14 protein-coding genes are annotated in these 18235 nt (G+C 45.3%); 6 read left to right on the forward strand and 8 right to left on the reverse strand.

Translation table 11 applies throughout. The features are described 5' to 3' along the window. The 5 genes from OJ16_RS11540 to OJ16_RS11560 all read left to right on the forward strand — a co-directional run bounded on the left by OJ16_RS11540 (window position 1) and on the right by OJ16_RS11560 (window position 7008). A complete protein-coding gene (locus tag OJ16_RS11540; RefSeq protein WP_040990804.1) occupies window positions 1-1914 on the forward strand; it encodes a beta-N-acetylhexosaminidase in 1914 nt (637 codons plus the stop codon). A 94-nt stretch (window positions 1915-2008) separates the two neighbouring features. Beyond that, the gene (locus tag OJ16_RS11545; RefSeq protein WP_040990806.1) at window positions 2009-4417 is read left to right on the forward strand and encodes a GH36-type glycosyl hydrolase domain-containing protein; all 2409 of its coding nucleotides are present in this window, start codon (window positions 2009-2011) and stop codon (window positions 4415-4417) included. Between the two features lie 49 nt (window positions 4418-4466). Further along, on the forward strand, window positions 4467-5879 hold the full coding sequence (locus tag OJ16_RS11550) for a phosphoglucomutase/phosphomannomutase family protein (RefSeq protein ID WP_040990808.1): 1413 nt from the start codon (window positions 4467-4469) through the stop codon (window positions 5877-5879). 178 nt (window positions 5880-6057) lie between these two features. Beyond that, window positions 6058-6618 (forward strand): DJ-1/PfpI family protein, encoded by a 561-nt coding sequence (locus OJ16_RS11555; RefSeq protein WP_040990810.1) that lies wholly within the window; start codon window positions 6058-6060, stop codon window positions 6616-6618. 111 nt (window positions 6619-6729) lie between these two features. Further along, window positions 6730-7008, forward strand: a complete 279-nt coding sequence (locus tag OJ16_RS11560) for a ribbon-helix-helix domain-containing protein (RefSeq protein ID WP_040990812.1) — start codon at window positions 6730-6732, stop codon at window positions 7006-7008. 55 nt (window positions 7009-7063) lie between these two features. Here the strand turns inward: OJ16_RS11560 and OJ16_RS11565 are convergent, their stop codons facing one another. From OJ16_RS11565 to OJ16_RS11585, 5 genes are all read right to left on the reverse strand, one after another. Continuing rightward, entirely contained in the window at window positions 7064-8095 is a 1032-nt protein-coding gene (locus OJ16_RS11565) for an ABC transporter ATP-binding protein (RefSeq protein WP_040990815.1), read from the reverse strand. Continuing rightward, a complete protein-coding gene (locus OJ16_RS11570; protein ID WP_040990817.1) occupies window positions 8095-9720 on the reverse strand; it encodes an ABC transporter permease in 1626 nt (541 codons plus the stop codon). Before OJ16_RS11570 ends, OJ16_RS11565 begins: the two co-directional genes overlap by 1 nt. 96 nt (window positions 9721-9816) lie before the next feature. Further along, on the reverse strand, window positions 9817-10830 hold the full coding sequence (locus OJ16_RS11575; RefSeq protein WP_040990820.1) for a Fe(3+) ABC transporter substrate-binding protein: 1014 nt from the start codon (window positions 10828-10830) through the stop codon (window positions 9817-9819). A gap of 147 nt (window positions 10831-10977) precedes the next feature. Beyond that, window positions 10978-12207 (reverse strand): ammonium transporter, encoded by a 1230-nt coding sequence (locus OJ16_RS11580; RefSeq protein WP_040990822.1) that lies wholly within the window; start codon window positions 12205-12207, stop codon window positions 10978-10980. Between the two features lie 23 nt (window positions 12208-12230). Then, the gene (locus OJ16_RS11585; RefSeq protein WP_006713864.1) at window positions 12231-12569 is read right to left on the reverse strand and encodes a P-II family nitrogen regulator; all 339 of its coding nucleotides are present in this window, start codon (window positions 12567-12569) and stop codon (window positions 12231-12233) included. 435 nt (window positions 12570-13004) lie between these two features. Here OJ16_RS11585 and OJ16_RS11590 point away from each other — a divergent pair, with 435 nt between their 5' ends. Then, window positions 13005-15749: an immunoglobulin-like domain-containing protein gene (locus OJ16_RS11590; protein ID WP_040990824.1), complete on the forward strand. Its 2745-nt coding sequence runs from the start codon at window positions 13005-13007 to the stop codon at window positions 15747-15749. Between the two features lie 137 nt (window positions 15750-15886). Here the strand turns inward: OJ16_RS11590 and OJ16_RS11595 are convergent, their stop codons facing one another. From OJ16_RS11595 to OJ16_RS11605, 3 genes are all read right to left on the reverse strand, one after another. After that, the gene (locus tag OJ16_RS11595) at window positions 15887-16258 is read right to left on the reverse strand and encodes a YacL family protein (RefSeq protein WP_040990826.1); all 372 of its coding nucleotides are present in this window, start codon (window positions 16256-16258) and stop codon (window positions 15887-15889) included. A gap of 79 nt (window positions 16259-16337) precedes the next feature. Further along, a complete protein-coding gene (locus tag OJ16_RS11600) occupies window positions 16338-17594 on the reverse strand; it encodes a sensor histidine kinase (RefSeq protein ID WP_040990828.1) in 1257 nt (418 codons plus the stop codon). Further along, the gene (locus OJ16_RS11605) at window positions 17566-18234 is read right to left on the reverse strand and encodes a response regulator transcription factor (RefSeq protein ID WP_040990830.1); all 669 of its coding nucleotides are present in this window, start codon (window positions 18232-18234) and stop codon (window positions 17566-17568) included. The genes OJ16_RS11600 and OJ16_RS11605 overlap by 29 nt, the downstream gene beginning before the upstream one ends. Window position 18235: the final 1 nt, after the last annotated feature.

Genomic DNA, 18235 nt, shown 5'->3' on the forward strand with positions numbered 1-18235 from the left:
ATGAGCTATCGTGTTGATCTTACCGTTCTCTCCGAGCAAAAACAGTTTTGTCGCTTTGGTTTAACATTGCACAACTTATCAGACCAAGATCTGGTGGATTGGACGCTGCAATTCATTATTGATCGACACATTTTGCCGGACAGTTTTACCCATGCTGAAATACGTCAAATCGGTAGTTTTTGTACGGTGACGCCTGACGTTATCGTATTGGAAGCCAATGCTCACTATTATTGTGAATTTAGCATCAATACGGCTCCGCTACGTTTCTACACCGATGGTTTTAAAGACGCACTTGTCGTAGAGAAAAATGGTCAAGTATCGCATCCTGTGAGTCTCACGCCGATTTCTCTCGCTTCCCCTTATCGTGACCGCAGTTCTGTTCCTGAGGTTGAAGCCTCCCAATGCGCGTTGATCCCTAAGCCAAATAACATCCTCCATATGGATGGTCACTATTTATTATCGCCAAACAGCCAAATTACCTTACAGGCGAATCTGGCAGAAAAAGCGGCGACTTGGCTACAAATTGAATTGGATTCTCTATACGCGTTTAAGACGCATCCCATTGGTCACAGCGACATATTATTCCGCAATAATCCAACGTTAGACGAAGGTGAATATACCCTGACCGTGAGTCATTCTGGGATTCGCTTAGAGGCGGGCTCAACGGCGGGTTTTGTTCATGCCAGTGCGACATTGCTGCAGCTCGTGCAAGAGACTGACCAACCCAATACGCTAAAAGTGCCATACGTTCAAATCAATGACACTCCACGCTTTCGTTATCGCGGCATGATGCTGGATTGCGCTCGTCATTTCCACCCTACGGAGCGAGTGAAGCGTTTAATCAATCATTTAGCACACTACAAATTTAACCACTTCCATTGGCACCTAACCGATGATGAAGGTTGGCGAATTGAAATTAAAGCCTACCCTGAATTGACCGAAATCGGATCAATTCGTGGCCCAGGCACTGCCTTGGAACCACAATTCAGCACACTGAATGATGTGCATGGCGGCTTCTATAGCCAAGAAGAAATTCGTGATGTGGTCGCCTATGCGGCAGAGCGTGGCATCACCGTCATTCCTGAGATTGATATTCCAGGCCACTGCCGTGCGGCACTAAAAGCACTGCCTCATCTATTGAAAGATGAGCAAGACCAATCGGTCTATCGCAGTATTCAGCACTACACCGACAACGTGCTGTCACCAGCATTGCCGGGCACTTACGAATTTCTTGATACCGTTCTAACAGAAGTTGCCGAGTTGTTCCCATCACCTTGGATTCACATTGGCGCGGATGAAGTACCCGATGGTGTGTGGGTCAATAGCCCAAGCTGCCAAGAATTAATGGCACAACATGGCTATCAAAACACGAAAGAATTACAAGGCCACTTACTGCGCTATGCAGAAAAACGCCTACAAACCCTTGGTAAGCGCATGGTCGGCTGGGAAGAAGCGCAGCATGGCAACAAGGTTAGCAAAGACACCATTATTTATTCTTGGCTCAGTGAAGAGGCAGCCCTCAACTGTGCCAGCCAAGGCTTTGATGTCATTTTGCAACCAGCCCAATACACCTATTTGGACATGACGCAGGATTACTCCCCAGACGAACCCGGTGTCGATTGGGCTAGCACCATTCCGCTAGAAAGCGCTTACCGTTATGAGCCATTAAAAGAAGTGCCCGATAGCGACCCAATTCGCAAACGCATTCTTGGTATTCAATGTGCTTTGTGGTGTGAAATTGTCACCCACCAACAACGTATGGATTACATGATTTTCCCGCGCTTAACCGCGATGGCAGAAGCCTGCTGGACCGATAAGCCACAACGAAACTGGCAAGATTATTTATCCCGATTGAAAGGTCATCTCCCCCTACTTGATAAACAGGGTGTCGAATACCGTCAACCGTGGAAATAAAAAATAACAAGCTAACACATAACACTGTTAGTTATTTTCTCTAGCTTAAAATTTTAACCACCTAAGAGTGGCTCTTGGTAAAAAGGAAATTAAGATGAAATACGGCTATTTCGATAACGACAATCGCGAATATGTCATTACTCGCCCTGACGTGCCTGCACCATGGACGAACTACCTAGGTACAGAAAAATTCTGTACTGTTATCTCACACAATGCTGGCGGTTATTCTTTCTACAACTCTCCAGAGTACAACCGTGTGACAAAATTCCGTCCAAATGCGACATTTGATCGCCCAGGACACTACGTTTACTTGCGTGATGATGAGACTGGCGATTACTGGTCAATCTCATGGCAGCCAGTTGCGAAAAGCCTAGATGAAGCAAGCTACGAAGTTCGTCACGGCCTGTCTTACTCGAAATTCAAGTGTGATTACAACGGCATTGAAGCAACTAAAACGCTATTCGTTCCTAAAGGCGAAGACGCGGAAGTTTGGGATGTTGTGATCAAAAACACGTCAGATAAGCCACGTACTATCAGTGCTTTCTCTTTTGTTGAATTCTCTTTCAGCCATATCCAATCTGACAACCAAAACCACCAGATGTCTTTGTACTCTGCGGGTACGTCTTACAACGATGGCGTGATCGAATACGATCTTTACTACAACACCAACGATTTCGAAGGTTTCTACTACCTAGCATCAACGTTTGACCCAGATTCATACGACGGTCAACGTGATAGCTTCCTTGGCGCATACCGCGATGAAGCTAACCCGCTAGCGGTAGAGCAAGGCAAGTGTTTCAACACGGCACAAACTTGTTACAACCATTGTGGCTCTCTACATAAGCAGTTTGTTATCCAACCAGGCCAAGAAGTGCGCTTTGCTTACATCCTTGGTATCGGTAAAGGCAATGGTGAGCGTCTACGTGCGAAATACCAAAATATTGCTGAAGTGGACAACGCATTCGCTGGCATCAAAGCACACTGGGATGAGCGTTGCGCGAAGTTCCAAGTGAAATCGCCTAACGAAGGCCTAGACACCATGATCAACGCTTGGACTCTTTACCAAGCTGAAACGTGTGTGGTTTGGTCTCGCTTTGCTTCGTTCATCGAAGTGGGCGGCCGTACGGGTTTGGGTTACCGTGATACTGCGCAAGACGCAATCTCGGTACCACACGCCAACCCTGCGATGACGCGTAAGCGTTTGGTTGATCTACTGCGCGGCCAAGTAAAAGCCGGTTACGGTTTGCACCTATTTGATCCTGATTGGTTTGATCCAGAGAAAGCGGATGTTAAACCATCTAAATCGCCAACCGTGGTACCAACGCCTTCTGATGATGACAAGATTCACGGCATTGAAGATACCTGTTCTGATGACCACCTATGGCTAGTTCCGACTATCTGTAAGTATGTGATGGAAACGGGTGAGCATAGCTTCTTCAATGAAATGATCCCATACGCAGATGGTGGCGTTGCTACTGTATACGACCACATGAAAGCGGCACTGGACTTCTCTGCGGAATACGTGGGTCAAACGGGTATCTGTAAAGGCCTACGCGCTGACTGGAACGACTGTCTAAACCTAGGCGGTGGTGAGTCTTCAATGGTGTCATTCCTGCACTTCTGGGCACTACAAGAGTTTATCGATCTAGCGAAATTCTTGGGCAAAAAAGAAGATGAAGAAAAATACACCATCATGGCAGCCAATGTTCGCGAAGCGTGTGAAACACACCTTTGGGATAACGAAGGCGGCTGGTACATCCGTGGTTTGACTAAGAATGGCGACAAGATCGGTACTGCGCAACAAGCGGAAGGCCGTGTACACCTTGAGTCGAATACCCTAGCAGTACTATCTGGTGCGGTTTCTCAAGAGCGCGGTGAAAAAGCGATGGATGCAGTTGATGAGAATCTATTCTCAGAATACGGCCTGCACCTAAACTCACCATCATTTGCAACGCCAAATGATGACATCGGTTTTGTGACTCGCGTTTACCAAGGCGTGAAAGAGAATGGCGCTATCTTCTCGCATCCAAACCCATGGGCATGGGTTGCGGAAGCAAAACTAGGTCGTGGTGACCGTGCAATGAAGTTCTACGATGCACTAAACCCATACAACCAAAACGACATGATTGAAAAACGTTATGCAGAACCATACTCATACGTTCAGTTCATCATGGGTCGTGACCACCAAGACCATGGTCGTGCAAACCACCCATGGCTAACTGGTACGTCAGGTTGGGCTTACTTCGCTGTGACTAACTTTATTCTTGGTGTTCGTACCGGTTTTGATGGTCTAACTATCGATCCATGTATCCCAACTAACTGGCCTGGATTTGAAGTGACTCGTCAATGGCTAGGTGCAACGTACAACATCCAAGTTGTTAACCCAGATTCAGTCAGCAAAGGCGTGAAATCTATTACGCTCAATGGCGAGCAAATCACGGGTACTGCTGTACCGGTTCAAGCGGAAGGCTCAGTAAACGAAGTTATCGTAACACTAGGCTAATCTGATGGGCAGCAGTCACGCTGCTGCCCTCTTTCCTAAGGAATATCCCATGATCCAATTTGGTACAGGCGGCTGGCGCGCCTTCATTGGTGAAGAATTTACCAAAGACAACGTTCGTCTTGTTGCCCAAGCACTCTCTAATATTATTAACGATGAAAACGTCGCTGAACGCGGTTTTATCATCGGTTATGACCGTCGTTTCTTGTCTGACAAAGCTGCATGTTGGTTCTCTGAAGTTCTTGCAGCTAACAACATTAAAGTCAGCTTCATCGACAAGTTTGTTCCAACCCCTATCGTGATGTTTGAAGCAAAAGAGCGCAACTGTGCTTACTCTGCTTGCATTACCGCTTCGCACAACCCTGCTGACTACAATGGGATTAAAATTTTCATTGAAGGTGGCCGTGATGCAGATGAAGTCATCACACAAAAAGTGGAACAGCAGATTGCGACTCTAACCGCTGAACAAGTGAAAAGTGTCGATTTTGAACAAGCGCTGGCTGACCAACTGGTTGAAATCATCAACCCAATGAACGCCTTTGTCGATTCAATCATTAACTTCATCGACATCGAAGCGATCAAAAAAGCCAATCTACGCGTACTGATCGATCCTATGTTTGGCGTGGCGAAAAATGCCCTACAAACGGTTTTGATCAATGGCCGCTGTGAAGTCGATGTCATCAACGACGGTAAAAACCCTGACTTTGGTGGCTTGATGCCATCACCAAGTGCGGCAACGCTTTATCGTCTGATGCACATCGTCGCTCATGAAGGCTACGACATCGGTATCGGTACCGATGGGGATGCTGACCGTCTGGGTATCATCGATGAAAAAGGTCACTTTATTCATCCAAATGAAGTGCTGATGCTGCTTTACTACTACATGCTTGAGTACAAAGGCTGGAAAGGTTCTGTAGTACGTAACATCGCGACCACGCATATCTTGGACAAGATTGCTGCCGATCACGGCGAGAAGAGCTTTGAGGTTCCAGTAGGCTTTAAACACATCAGCTCACAAATGGAAGCCGATGATTCGCTTATCGGTGGTGAAAGCTCAGGCGGCCTGACCATTCGTGGTCACATCAAAGGTAAAGATGGCGTATTCGCCTCAAGCCTGTTGGTTGAGATGATCTCAGTAACAGGTAAGAAAATTTCCGAGCTGCTCGATGAGATCTACTCGAAATACGGCTATGCCTATACCGCTGAAGGTGATTGCAAATTTAAACCTGCCCACAGAGATGCGCTATATAGCAAAATTTACGTCGACAAGCAGCTTCCTGAATTCGATTTTGATATCGAAAAAGTCAGCTATGAAGACGGTGCTAAAGTGTACTTTAAAAATGGTGGTTGGGTTATTGCTCGCTTCTCTGGTACAGAACCACTACTGCGTATCTTTGCTGAAATGGCAGACAAAGAAACCGCTGAACGTGTCGTTCAACAGGTAAAAGAGTTCCTGCAACTTTAAGATTTTACCAAGCATCTCAACATTCTAACGATGAGAGCATTGCCCAGCATTCGCTGGGCTTTTTTATACTTCTCAATCAGCATTCTTCGTTAATCACTTGATGTAGTAATCCCTTACTACCACTAATTGTAAATAAGTTGTTAATTTAGCAATTCAACCACATAAGGGATAAAACCACATGGCTAAAGTACTGATCATTGCTGGCGATTTTGTTGAAGATTACGAGCTCATGGTGCCATTTCAGGCATTACAAATGTTAGGTCATCAGGTCGATGTTGTTTGCCCTGACAAACTTACCGGTGAACAAATCAAAACCGCGATTCATGATTTTGAAGGCGACCAGACTTACACCGAAAAAGTTGGGCATAATTTTACGCTTAATCACAGCTTTCAAAATGTGCATTCAACTCAATACGATGCACTGCTTATCCCTGGTGGTCGAGCCCCTGAATATCTGCGCTTAAAACCGGATGTCATCAACTTAGTACAAGCTTTCTACCAAGAAGAGAAGCCCATTGCAGCGATTTGCCACGGCGCGCAACTCCTCACCGCAGCAAATATTATTGAAGGTCAAAGTATCTCAGCTTATCCGGCATGTAAGCCAGAAGTCGAATTAGCTGGCGCAACCTACATGGAACTGGAAATGGATCAGGCGCTGACTTCAGGGCGATTCATTACCGCTCCTGCATGGCCTGCTCATCCCGCATGGCTTGCACAATTCAATCAACAATTAACCTAACGCAATTAACCTAACATAATTGACCCTTTGTTCTTTAATGAGACCAAAGGATTACGGTTATTTTTCACCAAGTGATTATGCTAATAGCTCCGAAAAAAAGGAGTGTTCAATATGTGTGAGATCTACTCAGGGACGGAAGTCGAATTGTTCGCCTTAAAATCAAAGTCTGTACGTATTGATGGCGTCGTTACGAGTATTCGATTGGAAGCGGTATTTTGGAAAGTGATCGAAGACATCTCTAACGAATCGGATATCAGCGTGGCTGAGTTTTTAACGCGTATTTACAATGAAGTGATAGAAAAAAGAGGCGAAGTCGGAAACTTCACCTCTTTATTACGGGTTGCTTGTACCACCTATCTTAACGGTGGTCAGCGGCTCTCTCTTGGCTAAAACGAGTGTTCAATTAACAACATTGAATATCGCAATACTTAAGCATTACCCACCGTTAAAAGGCCAAAATACCCTGAGTTTCGACTTTAACAGAAACAGGCTGCCCGATTTCTAATGGCTCAGAGGAACTCGCCAGCAAGCGATTCCCGTAGGCATTGACCACATAGCGACAATGATCACCCATGAACTGCTGTTCCATCACGATCACACTGCTCTCTTCAACAGCACTGATTTGAATATATTGTGGACGCAGTAATAGTTCACATTGCGCTTGCAGATCTATCTCTCTTTGCGCAGTGGCTTCAATCAAACCAAGCTCCGTTTGATATTCAAATTCCGATACGCGTTGCGCCGTTAAGTAACTGCCGCCACCAAGAAAATCAGCGACAAACTTACTCGATGGCTGATAGTACAACTCCGTCGCCGTCCCATACTGTTCGATTACACCATGGTTCATTACCGCCATCTTATCGGCAAAGGCAAAGGCTTCTTCACGGCTGTGTGTAACGAAAATAGCAGTCACGCCCTGCTGTTTGAAGATTTTACGAATTTCACCGATCAGTTCGTGACGAACTTGAGTGTCGATATTCGAGAACGGTTCATCGAGCAGTAATAAATCGGGGTTATACGCCAATGAACGAGCAATCGCGACACGCTGCTGTTGGCCACCCGAAAGTTGGTGCGGGTAACGCTCACCAAAGCCTGTAAGATGCACTAACTCCAGCATCTCGGCCACAATGGTGCGCTGCTCATCTTTGCTTAAATGACTGAGGCCAAAAGCCACATTTTGCTCAACGGTAAGATGAGGAAACAAGGCATAATCTTGGAAGATCATTCCTATATTACGTTGCTCTGGCGGTAGCCAATTCTCGCCATCATCAATGGTCATGCAATTTAACGTCATTGAACCCGAACTTAGTGGGAGCAAGCCAGCAATCGCTTTGAGTAACGTCGTTTTACCACAACCACTCGCGCCCAGTAGGCAGATAATTTCGCCCTGTTCGACTTCAAGAGAAAGCTCTTTTAAAATCGTTGTCTGCTCATCGTATTTGCAAGTGAGATTATTAATGGAAAGTGCACAGCTCATCAATGTACCTGCTCTAAAGAACGATTAATCAATACCAGTGGCACAAGGCCGACGAGAACGAGGATCACAGCGGGCATGGCTGCCAGCTCTAAATGTTCATCTGACGCGTAGTTGAAAACATAGGTCGCCAGTGTTTCAAAGTTAAATGGGCGTAGCAATAGCGAGGCATTGAGCTCTTTCATCGACTCAATAAACACCAATAGTGCGGCAATCAAAGCCCCACGACGAATCAAGGGAACATGCACTTTCAATAGCATGGTATTGGGATTACAACCCATCGTGCGTGATGCCATATCTAACGATGGCGAAACCTTGCTAAGGCTGCTCTCAATGCTACCAATCGCCACCGCAGAAAAGCGCACAACCAGTGCAAAGATAATCGCAAACATTGAGCCTGAAAAAATAAGCCCAGGACGTCCCCACTCCATCGCTTTCGCCAAGTCATTAACCGCATGATCCATAAAGATCACCGGCACCATAACGCCAATCGCCAATACCGTCCCCGGCACAGCGTAGCCCAATGAAGAAAGGCGCATAAACATAACAGAAGTACGGCTGGCTCTCAGACGGTGATAAAAATTCACCACCAATGCGATAAATACACCAATCACCGCCGCACTTAATGAAACGTACAAGCTATTGAGCGCGTACTGTTGAAATTCAGGCGTCCAACTTTGAGCGAAATACTTATAGGCGTAAATACATAGTTGTCCTAGCGGAAAGATAAAAGCAATGGCCACCAAGCCCCAGCCCCAGATGAGTGCCAACCACTTTTTCCAACCACGGAGCTCATAACGAAAATCTTCACGACTGCTGAACTGGCTTTGAAACAGTTTTTGTTTGCGGCGACTGTAGCGCTCTAGCGACAACAACAAAATCACAAACACCAGCATGATCACCGAGATTTTTGCCGCGGCCGTTAAGCTAGAATAGCCAAGCCAAGTGTCATATACCGCCGTGGTCAGGGTGTTGACCGCGAAATAACTCACCGTCCCGAAGTCACCAATCGTTTCCATCGCCACCAGCGACAAACCCACGGCAATAGCAGGACGAACTAAAGGTAATGAAATGCGGTAAAAGCTCTGCCAAGGGGAGCATTTCAGCAATCGAGCAGATTGCAATAAAGAAACATTTTGCTCCATAAAGGCTGCGCGGCACAGAAGGTAAACATATGGATAAAGCACTAATGCCAACACAATAATCGCACCGCCTAAGGTGCGAATATCTGGGAACCAATAATCCCCAGCTTGCCACCCCATCACATCACGCAGTGCAATCTGAATTGGCCCGGCAAAATCAAACCAATCGGTAAAGATGTAGCCGACGATATAGGCCGGCATTGCCAGCGGTAGCACTAAAGCCCATTGTAAAATACGCTCACTTGGTAAACGGCACATTGCCATCAACCACGCACAAGGGATACCAAAAAGAAGAGAGAGCAACATCACACCGACAACCAGCACCACCGTATTAAAGGTGTAAGTGGCCATCACTGTCGACATTAAGTGAGAGAAGAGCTGATCGGTTTCACCAATCGCTGTAAAAAATATCGCTAAGATAGGTAAAACCAGTAGCAGGGCAAGCACCCCACTACTGGTTTTCCAGAAGTTATTTTTTTCTTTCATCGCCTAGTCATATCAGGCTGATGAGGTGTGCGCTCAATAGAACATACACCTCAAATCCTTTAAATTTGTGGGATACATTTATACCCTTAGACGTGATTAAAGGTCAAATTTCACTTCATCAAGTAACTTGATTGCCGCTTCATGGTGATCCGCGATTTTATCAAGAGAAATTGGGTCTGCTTTAAATTCACCCCACGATGCCACTAGCTCAGAAGGTTTCACACCTGGCTTCACTGGGTATTCGTAGTTCACTTCTGCGTACATATTTTGCGCAACATCGCCCGCAAGGAACTCCATCAATTTCTGAGCGTTCTCTTGATTTGGTGCGTATTTTGCCATCGCCATACCAGAGATATTGACGTGCGTACCCGTGGTTTCTTGATTAGGGAAGTTAATGTATACCGACTCTGCCCACGCGAGTTGCTCTGGGTCGTTAACCATCTTACCGAGGTAGTAGCTGTTGCCTAGCGCGACATCACATAGACCTTCTTTGATCGCTTTCACTTGCGCACGATCGTTACCTTGAGGCTTACGCGCTAAGTTGGCTTTAACGCCTTCCAACCACTCTTTTGTTGCCGCTTCGCCATTTTCGGCGATCATCGCGGAAACAAGAGAAACGTTGTAAGGGTGCTTACCGCTACGTGTACAGATTTTGCCTTTGAATTCAGGTTTCACCAGGTCTGCATACGTAAAGTCTTGGCCTAGTTTACCAACACGCTCACGCGAGGAGTAAACGCTACGAGTTCGGGTGGTCAATGCAAACCATTCGTTATCAGTATCTTGGTATTGTGCTGGGATATTCTTTTCAAGAATGTCGCTGTTCACTGGTTGAACTAAACCTTTCTCTGTCAGGTCAGACAGGCGGCTGATATCGACCGTTAGAACAACGTCTGCAGGGCTATATTCGCCTTCTTGGGCCAGTTTTTCTGCTAAGCCTTTTTTAGCAAACTTTACATTAACTTTGATACCCGTTTCTTTGGTGAACTCGTTAAACATCGGCTCAACAAGGAAAGGCTGACGATAAGAATAGACATTCACTTCATCAGCAGCCATTGCTGCCGGAGCGATAGTGGCACACGCGAGTGCCGAAAGTGTTAATAGCTTTTTCATTCTCGAAATCCTTTCACTTAATTATTAAATGATAACGTTTATCAGTCGCGTTATTATAATCATGTGCAAATAGAATACAATTATTAAACAAAAAAAACCTGCCTTTAACGGCAGGTTTTCTTCACCTGTAATTGTAATACTTTATTTCTATTTCAGTGACACGAACTCGGGATAAGCGCCTACACCACAGTCGTGTAAATCCATTCCTTCAAGCTCTTCATCTTCAGAGACACGAATACCCACCGTCATCTTAAGAACCCACCAAACCAACAGACTCGCGCCAAACACCCAAGCAAAAATAACTGCAGCACCGAATAGTTGAGCGGTGAATGTTGCATCACCATTGCTTAGTGGCACGACCATCAGGCCAAAGAAACCACACACACCATGCACTGAGATAGCACCCACTGGATCATCAATTTTAAATTTATCGAGCGCAACAATACTAAACACCACAACCACACCAGATACCGCACCGATAGCAAGAGCATACATTGGTGATGGTGATAATGGGTCAGCCGTAATCGCGACTAGACCTGCTAACGCACCATTCAAAATCATGGTTAAATCCGCTTTACCCCATGTTGTTTTACATACCAGCAGTGCTGCAATCGCGCCCGCTGCTGCTGCTGCATTAGTGTTTAGGAAAATTTGTCCAACAGCCGTCGCATTTTCAAAGTCAGAGACCATTAACTGCGAACCACCGTTAAAACCAAACCAACCGAACCACAAAATAAAAGTACCTAACGTGGCTAATGGCATGTTTGAACCTGGAATAGGGTAAATCTCACCATTCTTACCGTATTTACCTTTACGTGCGCCCAGTAACAATACGCCAGCCAATGCCGCCGATGCACCGGCCATATGCACAATACCAGAGCCTGCAAAGTCGCTAAAACCAGCTTCTGATAGGAAACCACCACCCCATGTCCAATAACCTTCCATTGGGTAGATAAAGGCGGTTAATACGACCGAAAAGATAAGGAAAGACCACAGCTTCATGCGTTCAGCTACCGCACCAGACACCACTGACATCGCCGTGGCAACAAACACCACTTGGAAGAAGAAATCAGATTCTAACGAGTGATCCGCACCTTCACCTTGTGTACCAATCAGCGCGCCAAATGAAGGTAACCACCCTCCTGCACTATTATCGACATACATGATGTTGTAACCCACCAGCAAGAAAGTAGTACAAGCAATCGCGTACAAACAGATGTTCTTCGTTAAGATTTCAGTGGTGTTTTTTGAACGGACAAGTCCGGCTTCTAGCATGGCAAAGCCTGCTGCCATCCACATCACTAACGCACCTGAAATAAGGAAGAAAAAAGTGTCAAGGGCGTAGCGTAGTTCACTTACTGTTAATGATAATTCCATATTCATTCTCCTATCCTTAGCTATTACAGAGCTTCTGTGTCCATCTCGCCGGTACGAATACGTACTGCTTGACTCAAGTCATACACGAAAATTTTTCCATCACCGATCTTGCCGGTATGCGCCGCTTTCGTTACAGCCTCAATAACACGATCAACATTCTCAGCTTGTGTGGCAATTTCCAATTTCACTTTCGGTAGAAAGTCGACTTGGTATTCAGCACCGCGATAAAGTTCTGTATGTCCTTTTTGACGACCAAAGCCTTTCACTTCAGAGACGGTCATCCCCTCGATGCCTACGTCAGCCAACGCTTCACGAACATCGTCCAATTTAAACGGTTTAATAATGGCATTAATTAGTTTCATTGCTTCCTCTCAAGGTATGCTGTCTTTTATTTTTATACTCCAAGTTGCATGCCAACTTGTTAAGCTATTGTTTTGGTTAGGTAAGGCATGTTGACAAGCAATGGTAATGTTATTGTTGCACCTTAATGGTGCGTAGTGCTCCCGAATATAAAGCAATCTGCGCCATAAAAACCCCATAACCAACCTTATCGATCACGCTCGAAGCGCCCATATGGTGCTCTCACCGTACTCCCCATTGAAATATCTCTTTTGCTGTACAGAAAATGGGAAAAACCAAAATGCCTACCTCAGATCACCAGCGAAAACGTGAACCAAGATCACACTTTGAAGTTAAAGAACACGCTGCTTTGTAAAATTTACAACAAAATACCGACCAATAGAGTAATCACATCAGCGAAATTAATGATTCGCTAACAATTAATTGGTCAAAATAAAATGATAAAACGTCCTCTTCTGATTCCTGCAATCAGTCTGATGCTTTTGAGTACTTCAACTTATGCTTTAAGCGGTGATATTGAACGAGATCTCACCCTTACGGGGACTCCCTCTGGCTGGGGTGAGGATTACCAAAACAAAGAACCTTACATCCTCAAAGCCCTGAGCTATGAAAACAACGGTGGTGGCTGGCTTGATGCTGCCTTTGATCGCTCGAGTTCATCGCTTTGGCTAAGTGATAAGAAAAATTCCGATCAATTTAAAAATGAAGTGATTGTCGAATTTAACAACACTGAGAATATCGGCAGTTTTTTTTATACCCGTCAGAAAAATCAAACTGGCTCCGCTTTGCATTTCAGTCTTTATGCGTCTCAGAGCAATCAAGGTAACAACTTCTCTTTGATGGCGACCGGTTCTGCTGATATTGATGCTCCTCGTGTTGTTTTGTTTGAATTTGAACCCTTTGAAGCAAAGCGTATCAAACTGGTTTTTGATGAGGCCATTGGCGATAAAGCTGGAGCTCAAGACTTTGAGTTTTATTCTGTCTCCCCTTTTGACGTTGTCATGAGCTGGTTCACTGACGCAACCATGTCTGCACTTAAAGAAGACACACTGTCTCTTGATGACATTTTACTTATTGAGCAGAAAATCGTCGAACTCCCTGATCTAGAGTCATGGGAGCAAGGCTACGATAAGCATGAATTCTTACTTTATATCGAGATCGCAAAACAGCTTGTTGTGGCACCAGACAGTTTGAGCACCGATGTAGTCGAACTTAATAAAGGACAAGACCGTATCGAGTTTAATGACCGCAACGGCATGCACTTCTCTCATAATTACCAAGTCACGGGCGTCGCGGCGGCGGCTGGCGATGAGATTCATGTTTTTGTTGAGAACCCTGAATCGAAGTTCGATACCGATCGTGATGTTGAATTAGTGTTTACTCAATACGCGCCAAAACTCACACCTGAAACAGAATGGAATCAAACTGTACGCTTGAACCACGGTTACAATAAAATCGAAGTTCCCTTCTTAACGGGTGGTTCGATGCAAACTCAAATTCGTCGTGGTGGTCCAATTTACTACCAATATGCGAACCCTCAACAAGGTTCAGGAGCCAAAATTCGTATCGCTGGTGGCCAAGATTATCCGGTGATTAGAGGTAGTGATGATGATGCTGATGTACGCAACCTAGTTGACGGCTATTACCAAGATTATCTCAATGACCGCTCCACAATTGGCGTGGTCGATATTGTGACTGATAATATTATTCACACAGAAACGATTGGGCTGGCGCACAAAGCATTTAACCAAGATGGCGTATCATCTAGCCGCACGATTGAAAAATGGAACGACATGACGCGCGAGCTCTTCACTATGTTTGATATCGCTGATTCATCAATGATGATGACTCATATGATCAAAAATAGTGATAACAATGGCTCGGCATCGGCTAGCCCTGGATTTACACAATATCCGGTTGTTTCTTGGTCTCCATTCTTATACGTCCATCAGAATCCGGGACGAGAGACATTCTCCATTTATTTGCATGAGATGGCGCATCAACTTGAGCATTCAATGTTACGTCCGCTATACCACATATCAACCAACGTGCCTGATCATGTGCTCACCTATAAACACTCTGGCCAAGACAATTTTGCGCGCCATGTGAATAACTTAAACTACAATCGTGCCTATGATAAAGCGTTCGAAGACATCTCTAATCAAGTGCCTTTTGACAAGATGCCTGAAACCGTTAAAACCTTAATGTTGGTTCAGCTCGAGTTGTTTAAACCTGGTTTATGGCAGGAACTGCACCGATCTTTACGTGCATTTGATGACTCAAGCAGCCATGACAGCTATCGTGAATACCTGGTCAGTGAAACCTCAAAAATCATTGGCTTGGATATGAGCGAGCATTTCAAACGCTATGGATTCATTGCGGACGATGTCATCATTCATGACATTGGCCACTTGGAGCCAGTCGCGCTGCCGACATGGTATGCCACCGTTCGTGGAACGTTTGATTACCAAGGCGACGGCTTTACTGATGCTAACAATGCGAAAATCACTTCTATCTCAGGCAATACCCTGACTTTAACCGTGAGTGATGAACAAGAAGAGCACCTACTCGGTTATGAAATTTATCGCGATGGTCAATTGGTTGGCTTTACAGACACCAACACCTTCAAAGATAAGAAAGTAAGCCAAAGCAGCCAGTATCAATACTCAGTAAAAGCGGTGGATCGCTCGCTACAAAAGCACAATCCGTCGAATGAGAAGCCAACATTGAACGGTTTTGCGTCAACCAACGTTTTACTTTCAAGCCAATTCAACCATGCTGATCATGTCACCGCGATCGACACTGAAGATGGCGACATCACTGATATGATTGACGTAGAAGGAAGCATTGATACCAATAAAGAAGGCTATTCTAGCGTGACTTATCAAGTAACCGATAGCGATGGTAACTATGCAGAAATGACTCAAGCGGTCTTTGTGATCACCGCAAGTGATATTGCCGATGCTGCAAACATCGATAAGCTGGCGCAATTAACTCAACAAGCTATCGAGCTGGCGAAATCGGGCCAGGGTCAATGTGATGCCTACAGCTGGCAAGATTTACAAGACATGACCCAGATGGGTGTTGAAGTGACGACGATGTCATTACCAAGCCGCCAAGAAGCCTTTTCGACCACCTTGATGCTCGAAAGCGCTCTAGAAAACTATCGACAGTGCCACTAAGCCATCATTTGCTATGCGGCCACAGTTCTGGCTCAGCAGCAACATGACGACATAAAAAAGCGCACCTTTCTTGGTGCGCTTTTTCGTCAATAAAGACCGAATACTAGAACGGTTAAACGAGACTGGATGACTCTCTGTTAGCGGTTATTTAAAAAACGCTGCCACTGCTCGATTGCCAGTGAAAAGTCTTCTAAGCCACAGCTCGCAGTGCTTTCACAATCATAAAAATCATATTCACTATCTGCATCAAGCTCTTCACCTTGCAACAGCACGTTTTCTTGCACCGTCACTTCATCGCCCAAAATAGAAAGACTGATTTCTTTACCAAGCAGCATGTGCTCTTGCTGTGGTGCAGCCAAAGCCTGATCAATCAGCTGTTCGACTTGCGCAATCTTCTGCGCATCCTTGCCGATCTCTTCTTGCAGCCAACGTCCTACAATTTCATGCCCCATACTGCATTTAACGTAGTATTCGCCCATTAAGGTATTTCTTACAAATTCAAATTCCATCACAACGGCCTAGCAAATTTCATCGCGGCGAGTATAGCGACAACCCATCGTCGAATCAAAGTGGCGCATAACCCACCGACTAGGATTTTTCTTCCTCTGATTGAAACCGTATCTGTGCGTGATAATACTCTCCATCATCTTGGTGGATAAATGCCCAGCCCATCCTGTCGCAAATTCGGTCCACAATCACCAAGCCACAGCCATAACCCGCATTATATGTTTCATTACCAGCGTGACGATTTGTGATCACCAATGTTGCACGATCTAAGACGACCTCTATGTCACCAATGCTGTAACTGAAGGCATTTTTGATCAGGTTATTAATGACTATCATCACAAAGCTTTTTGGTGCCACAATGTTACTGGCGCTATCAATGCGTAACTGATAATTGGCATCTTGCTTGGCAAACAGTGGGGACATTTCGGCCAATTGCGCCTGTAACTCTTCCGCTAAATCGCACTCTTGCAAATGGTGGTAGTCAATCTCTTCTTTACCTAACAACAAAAAGGTTTCAGTAAGCACACGCATTTGTTCACAAGCAAGATCCAATCGATTGATCGCTTTATTCGCCAAGGGCACTTGATCGGGAATTTTACGCAATAAATCGGTCGAGCCACGCATGACCATGATCGGAGTGCGCAGTTCATGAGAAGCAAAACGGCTAAACTCCTTTTCACGCTGGAAATAGCCCGAGATATTAATCTTGCTGTCCAGCAAGGTTTGCTCAATATGACGCGTTTCAGCGTAATCGGTATCGACACTAAACATCGGCTGATCCGGCGGCATATGGCGAATCTTGTCTTCTATACGACTGAGCGGCAGTGACAATGAACGCACCACATAAACACCATATAACACCACCAGTATTGAGATGAAACCACCAATCACAAAGGTCGAATTGTGTAGACTAAATTCATACTTATCGAGGTAATCATCGGCATCATCTTGAAAGACGATGTACAGCATTCCTTGACCAGAAGGATGTTCGGTTACAATAAAGTGTTTATCTTCTTCGCCCAGCAGGTGCTCATAAAATCCCGGCTTGTTGTAGTCTTGCAGCCAGTCAGGCAGTGTTTTCTCACTCCAGTAAGAGGAAAACTCCGCCTCTTGCGGCAGGCGAGCGTTCGCCCCTTCCAATTGATAATCTGCGCTATAGCGGGAAGCTTCGGTGTCGAGCCAATGGTGTAAGCTAATAATTTCAATCTGGTTTTCAGCAAAATAAATCACCGCCCAAAAAGTGCTGAACATCAATAATGTCATCACTCCAAAACTTAGGCGTATTTTGCGATAAATACTCGGATAATGCTTATGCTTTGATTCGGTAACCTTGGCCATGAATTGTCTCTAATCTGGATTGTTCAAAACCTTTGTCGATCGCACTACGCAAACCATAGATATGACTGCGCAAGGCGTCACTGCTCGGCTCATCATCCCCCCACACCGAATCGGTTAATTCTTGTCGTGAAACAATCGCGGGAGCATGGCGTAGTAATTCTTTTAAGATTTGACGCTGAATACGACTGAGCTTAAGTGCGACGCCAGCTCTTGTGACTTCGTCAGTTTGAGTATTAATGGTGATATCCGCAAAACTTAATTGACCTATATCTTGGCGAGGGCCACGACTCGCTAACGCTTTTACACGTAAGCTCAACTCTTGCATCGCAAATGGTTTTAATAAGTAATCATCGCCACCCGCTTCAAAAGCCGCAACTTTGTCATCCAAACTATCTTTCGCGGTGAGGAACAGGATCGGTGTATTACAAAACTGCTCTTGGCGCAGTTTCTTAACGGCGGTAATACCATCGACTTTTGGCATCATGATATCCATGATGATCACATCATAGTGTTGCTTAGCCGCTAATTTTAAGGCGGCTTCTCCATGATACGCACAATCAATTGTCATACCCTCAAGCTCTAAATAGTCGGCAATGGTTTCGGCGACATTATGACTGTCATCCACAATGAGTATTTTCATG

This window comes from Vibrio renipiscarius, assembly GCF_000827885.1.
In the GTDB taxonomy this organism is placed as follows: domain Bacteria; phylum Pseudomonadota; class Gammaproteobacteria; order Enterobacterales; family Vibrionaceae; genus Vibrio; species Vibrio renipiscarius.

Bases quoted from the DNA above. Each gene is read 5' to 3' on its own strand.
- OJ16_RS11540 (WP_040990804.1), top strand. From the start codon at position 1: ATGAGCTATCGTGTTGATCTTACCGTTCTCTCCGAGCAAAAACAGTTT.
- OJ16_RS11545 (WP_040990806.1), top strand. From the start codon at position 2,009: ATGAAATACGGCTATTTCGATAACGACAATCGCGAATATGTCATTACT.
- OJ16_RS11550 (WP_040990808.1), top strand. From the start codon at position 4,467: ATGATCCAATTTGGTACAGGCGGCTGGCGCGCCTTCATTGGTGAAGAA.
- OJ16_RS11555 (WP_040990810.1), top strand. From the start codon at position 6,058: ATGGCTAAAGTACTGATCATTGCTGGCGATTTTGTTGAAGATTACGAG.
- OJ16_RS11560 (WP_040990812.1), top strand. From the start codon at position 6,730: ATGTGTGAGATCTACTCAGGGACGGAAGTCGAATTGTTCGCCTTAAAA.
- OJ16_RS11565 (WP_040990815.1), bottom strand. From the start codon at position 8,095: ATGAGCTGTGCACTTTCCATTAATAATCTCACTTGCAAATACGATGAG.
- OJ16_RS11570 (WP_040990817.1), bottom strand. From the start codon at position 9,720: ATGAAAGAAAAAAATAACTTCTGGAAAACCAGTAGTGGGGTGCTTGCC.
- OJ16_RS11575 (WP_040990820.1), bottom strand. From the start codon at position 10,830: ATGAAAAAGCTATTAACACTTTCGGCACTCGCGTGTGCCACTATCGCT.
- OJ16_RS11580 (WP_040990822.1), bottom strand. From the start codon at position 12,207: ATGGAATTATCATTAACAGTAAGTGAACTACGCTACGCCCTTGACACT.
- OJ16_RS11585 (WP_006713864.1), bottom strand. From the start codon at position 12,569: ATGAAACTAATTAATGCCATTATTAAACCGTTTAAATTGGACGATGTT.
- OJ16_RS11590 (WP_040990824.1), top strand. From the start codon at position 13,005: ATGATAAAACGTCCTCTTCTGATTCCTGCAATCAGTCTGATGCTTTTG.
- OJ16_RS11595 (WP_040990826.1), bottom strand. From the start codon at position 16,258: ATGGAATTTGAATTTGTAAGAAATACCTTAATGGGCGAATACTACGTT.
- OJ16_RS11600 (WP_040990828.1), bottom strand. From the start codon at position 17,594: ATGGCCAAGGTTACCGAATCAAAGCATAAGCATTATCCGAGTATTTAT.
- OJ16_RS11605 (WP_040990830.1), bottom strand. From the start codon at position 18,234: ATGAAAATACTCATTGTGGATGACAGTCATAATGTCGCCGAAACCATT.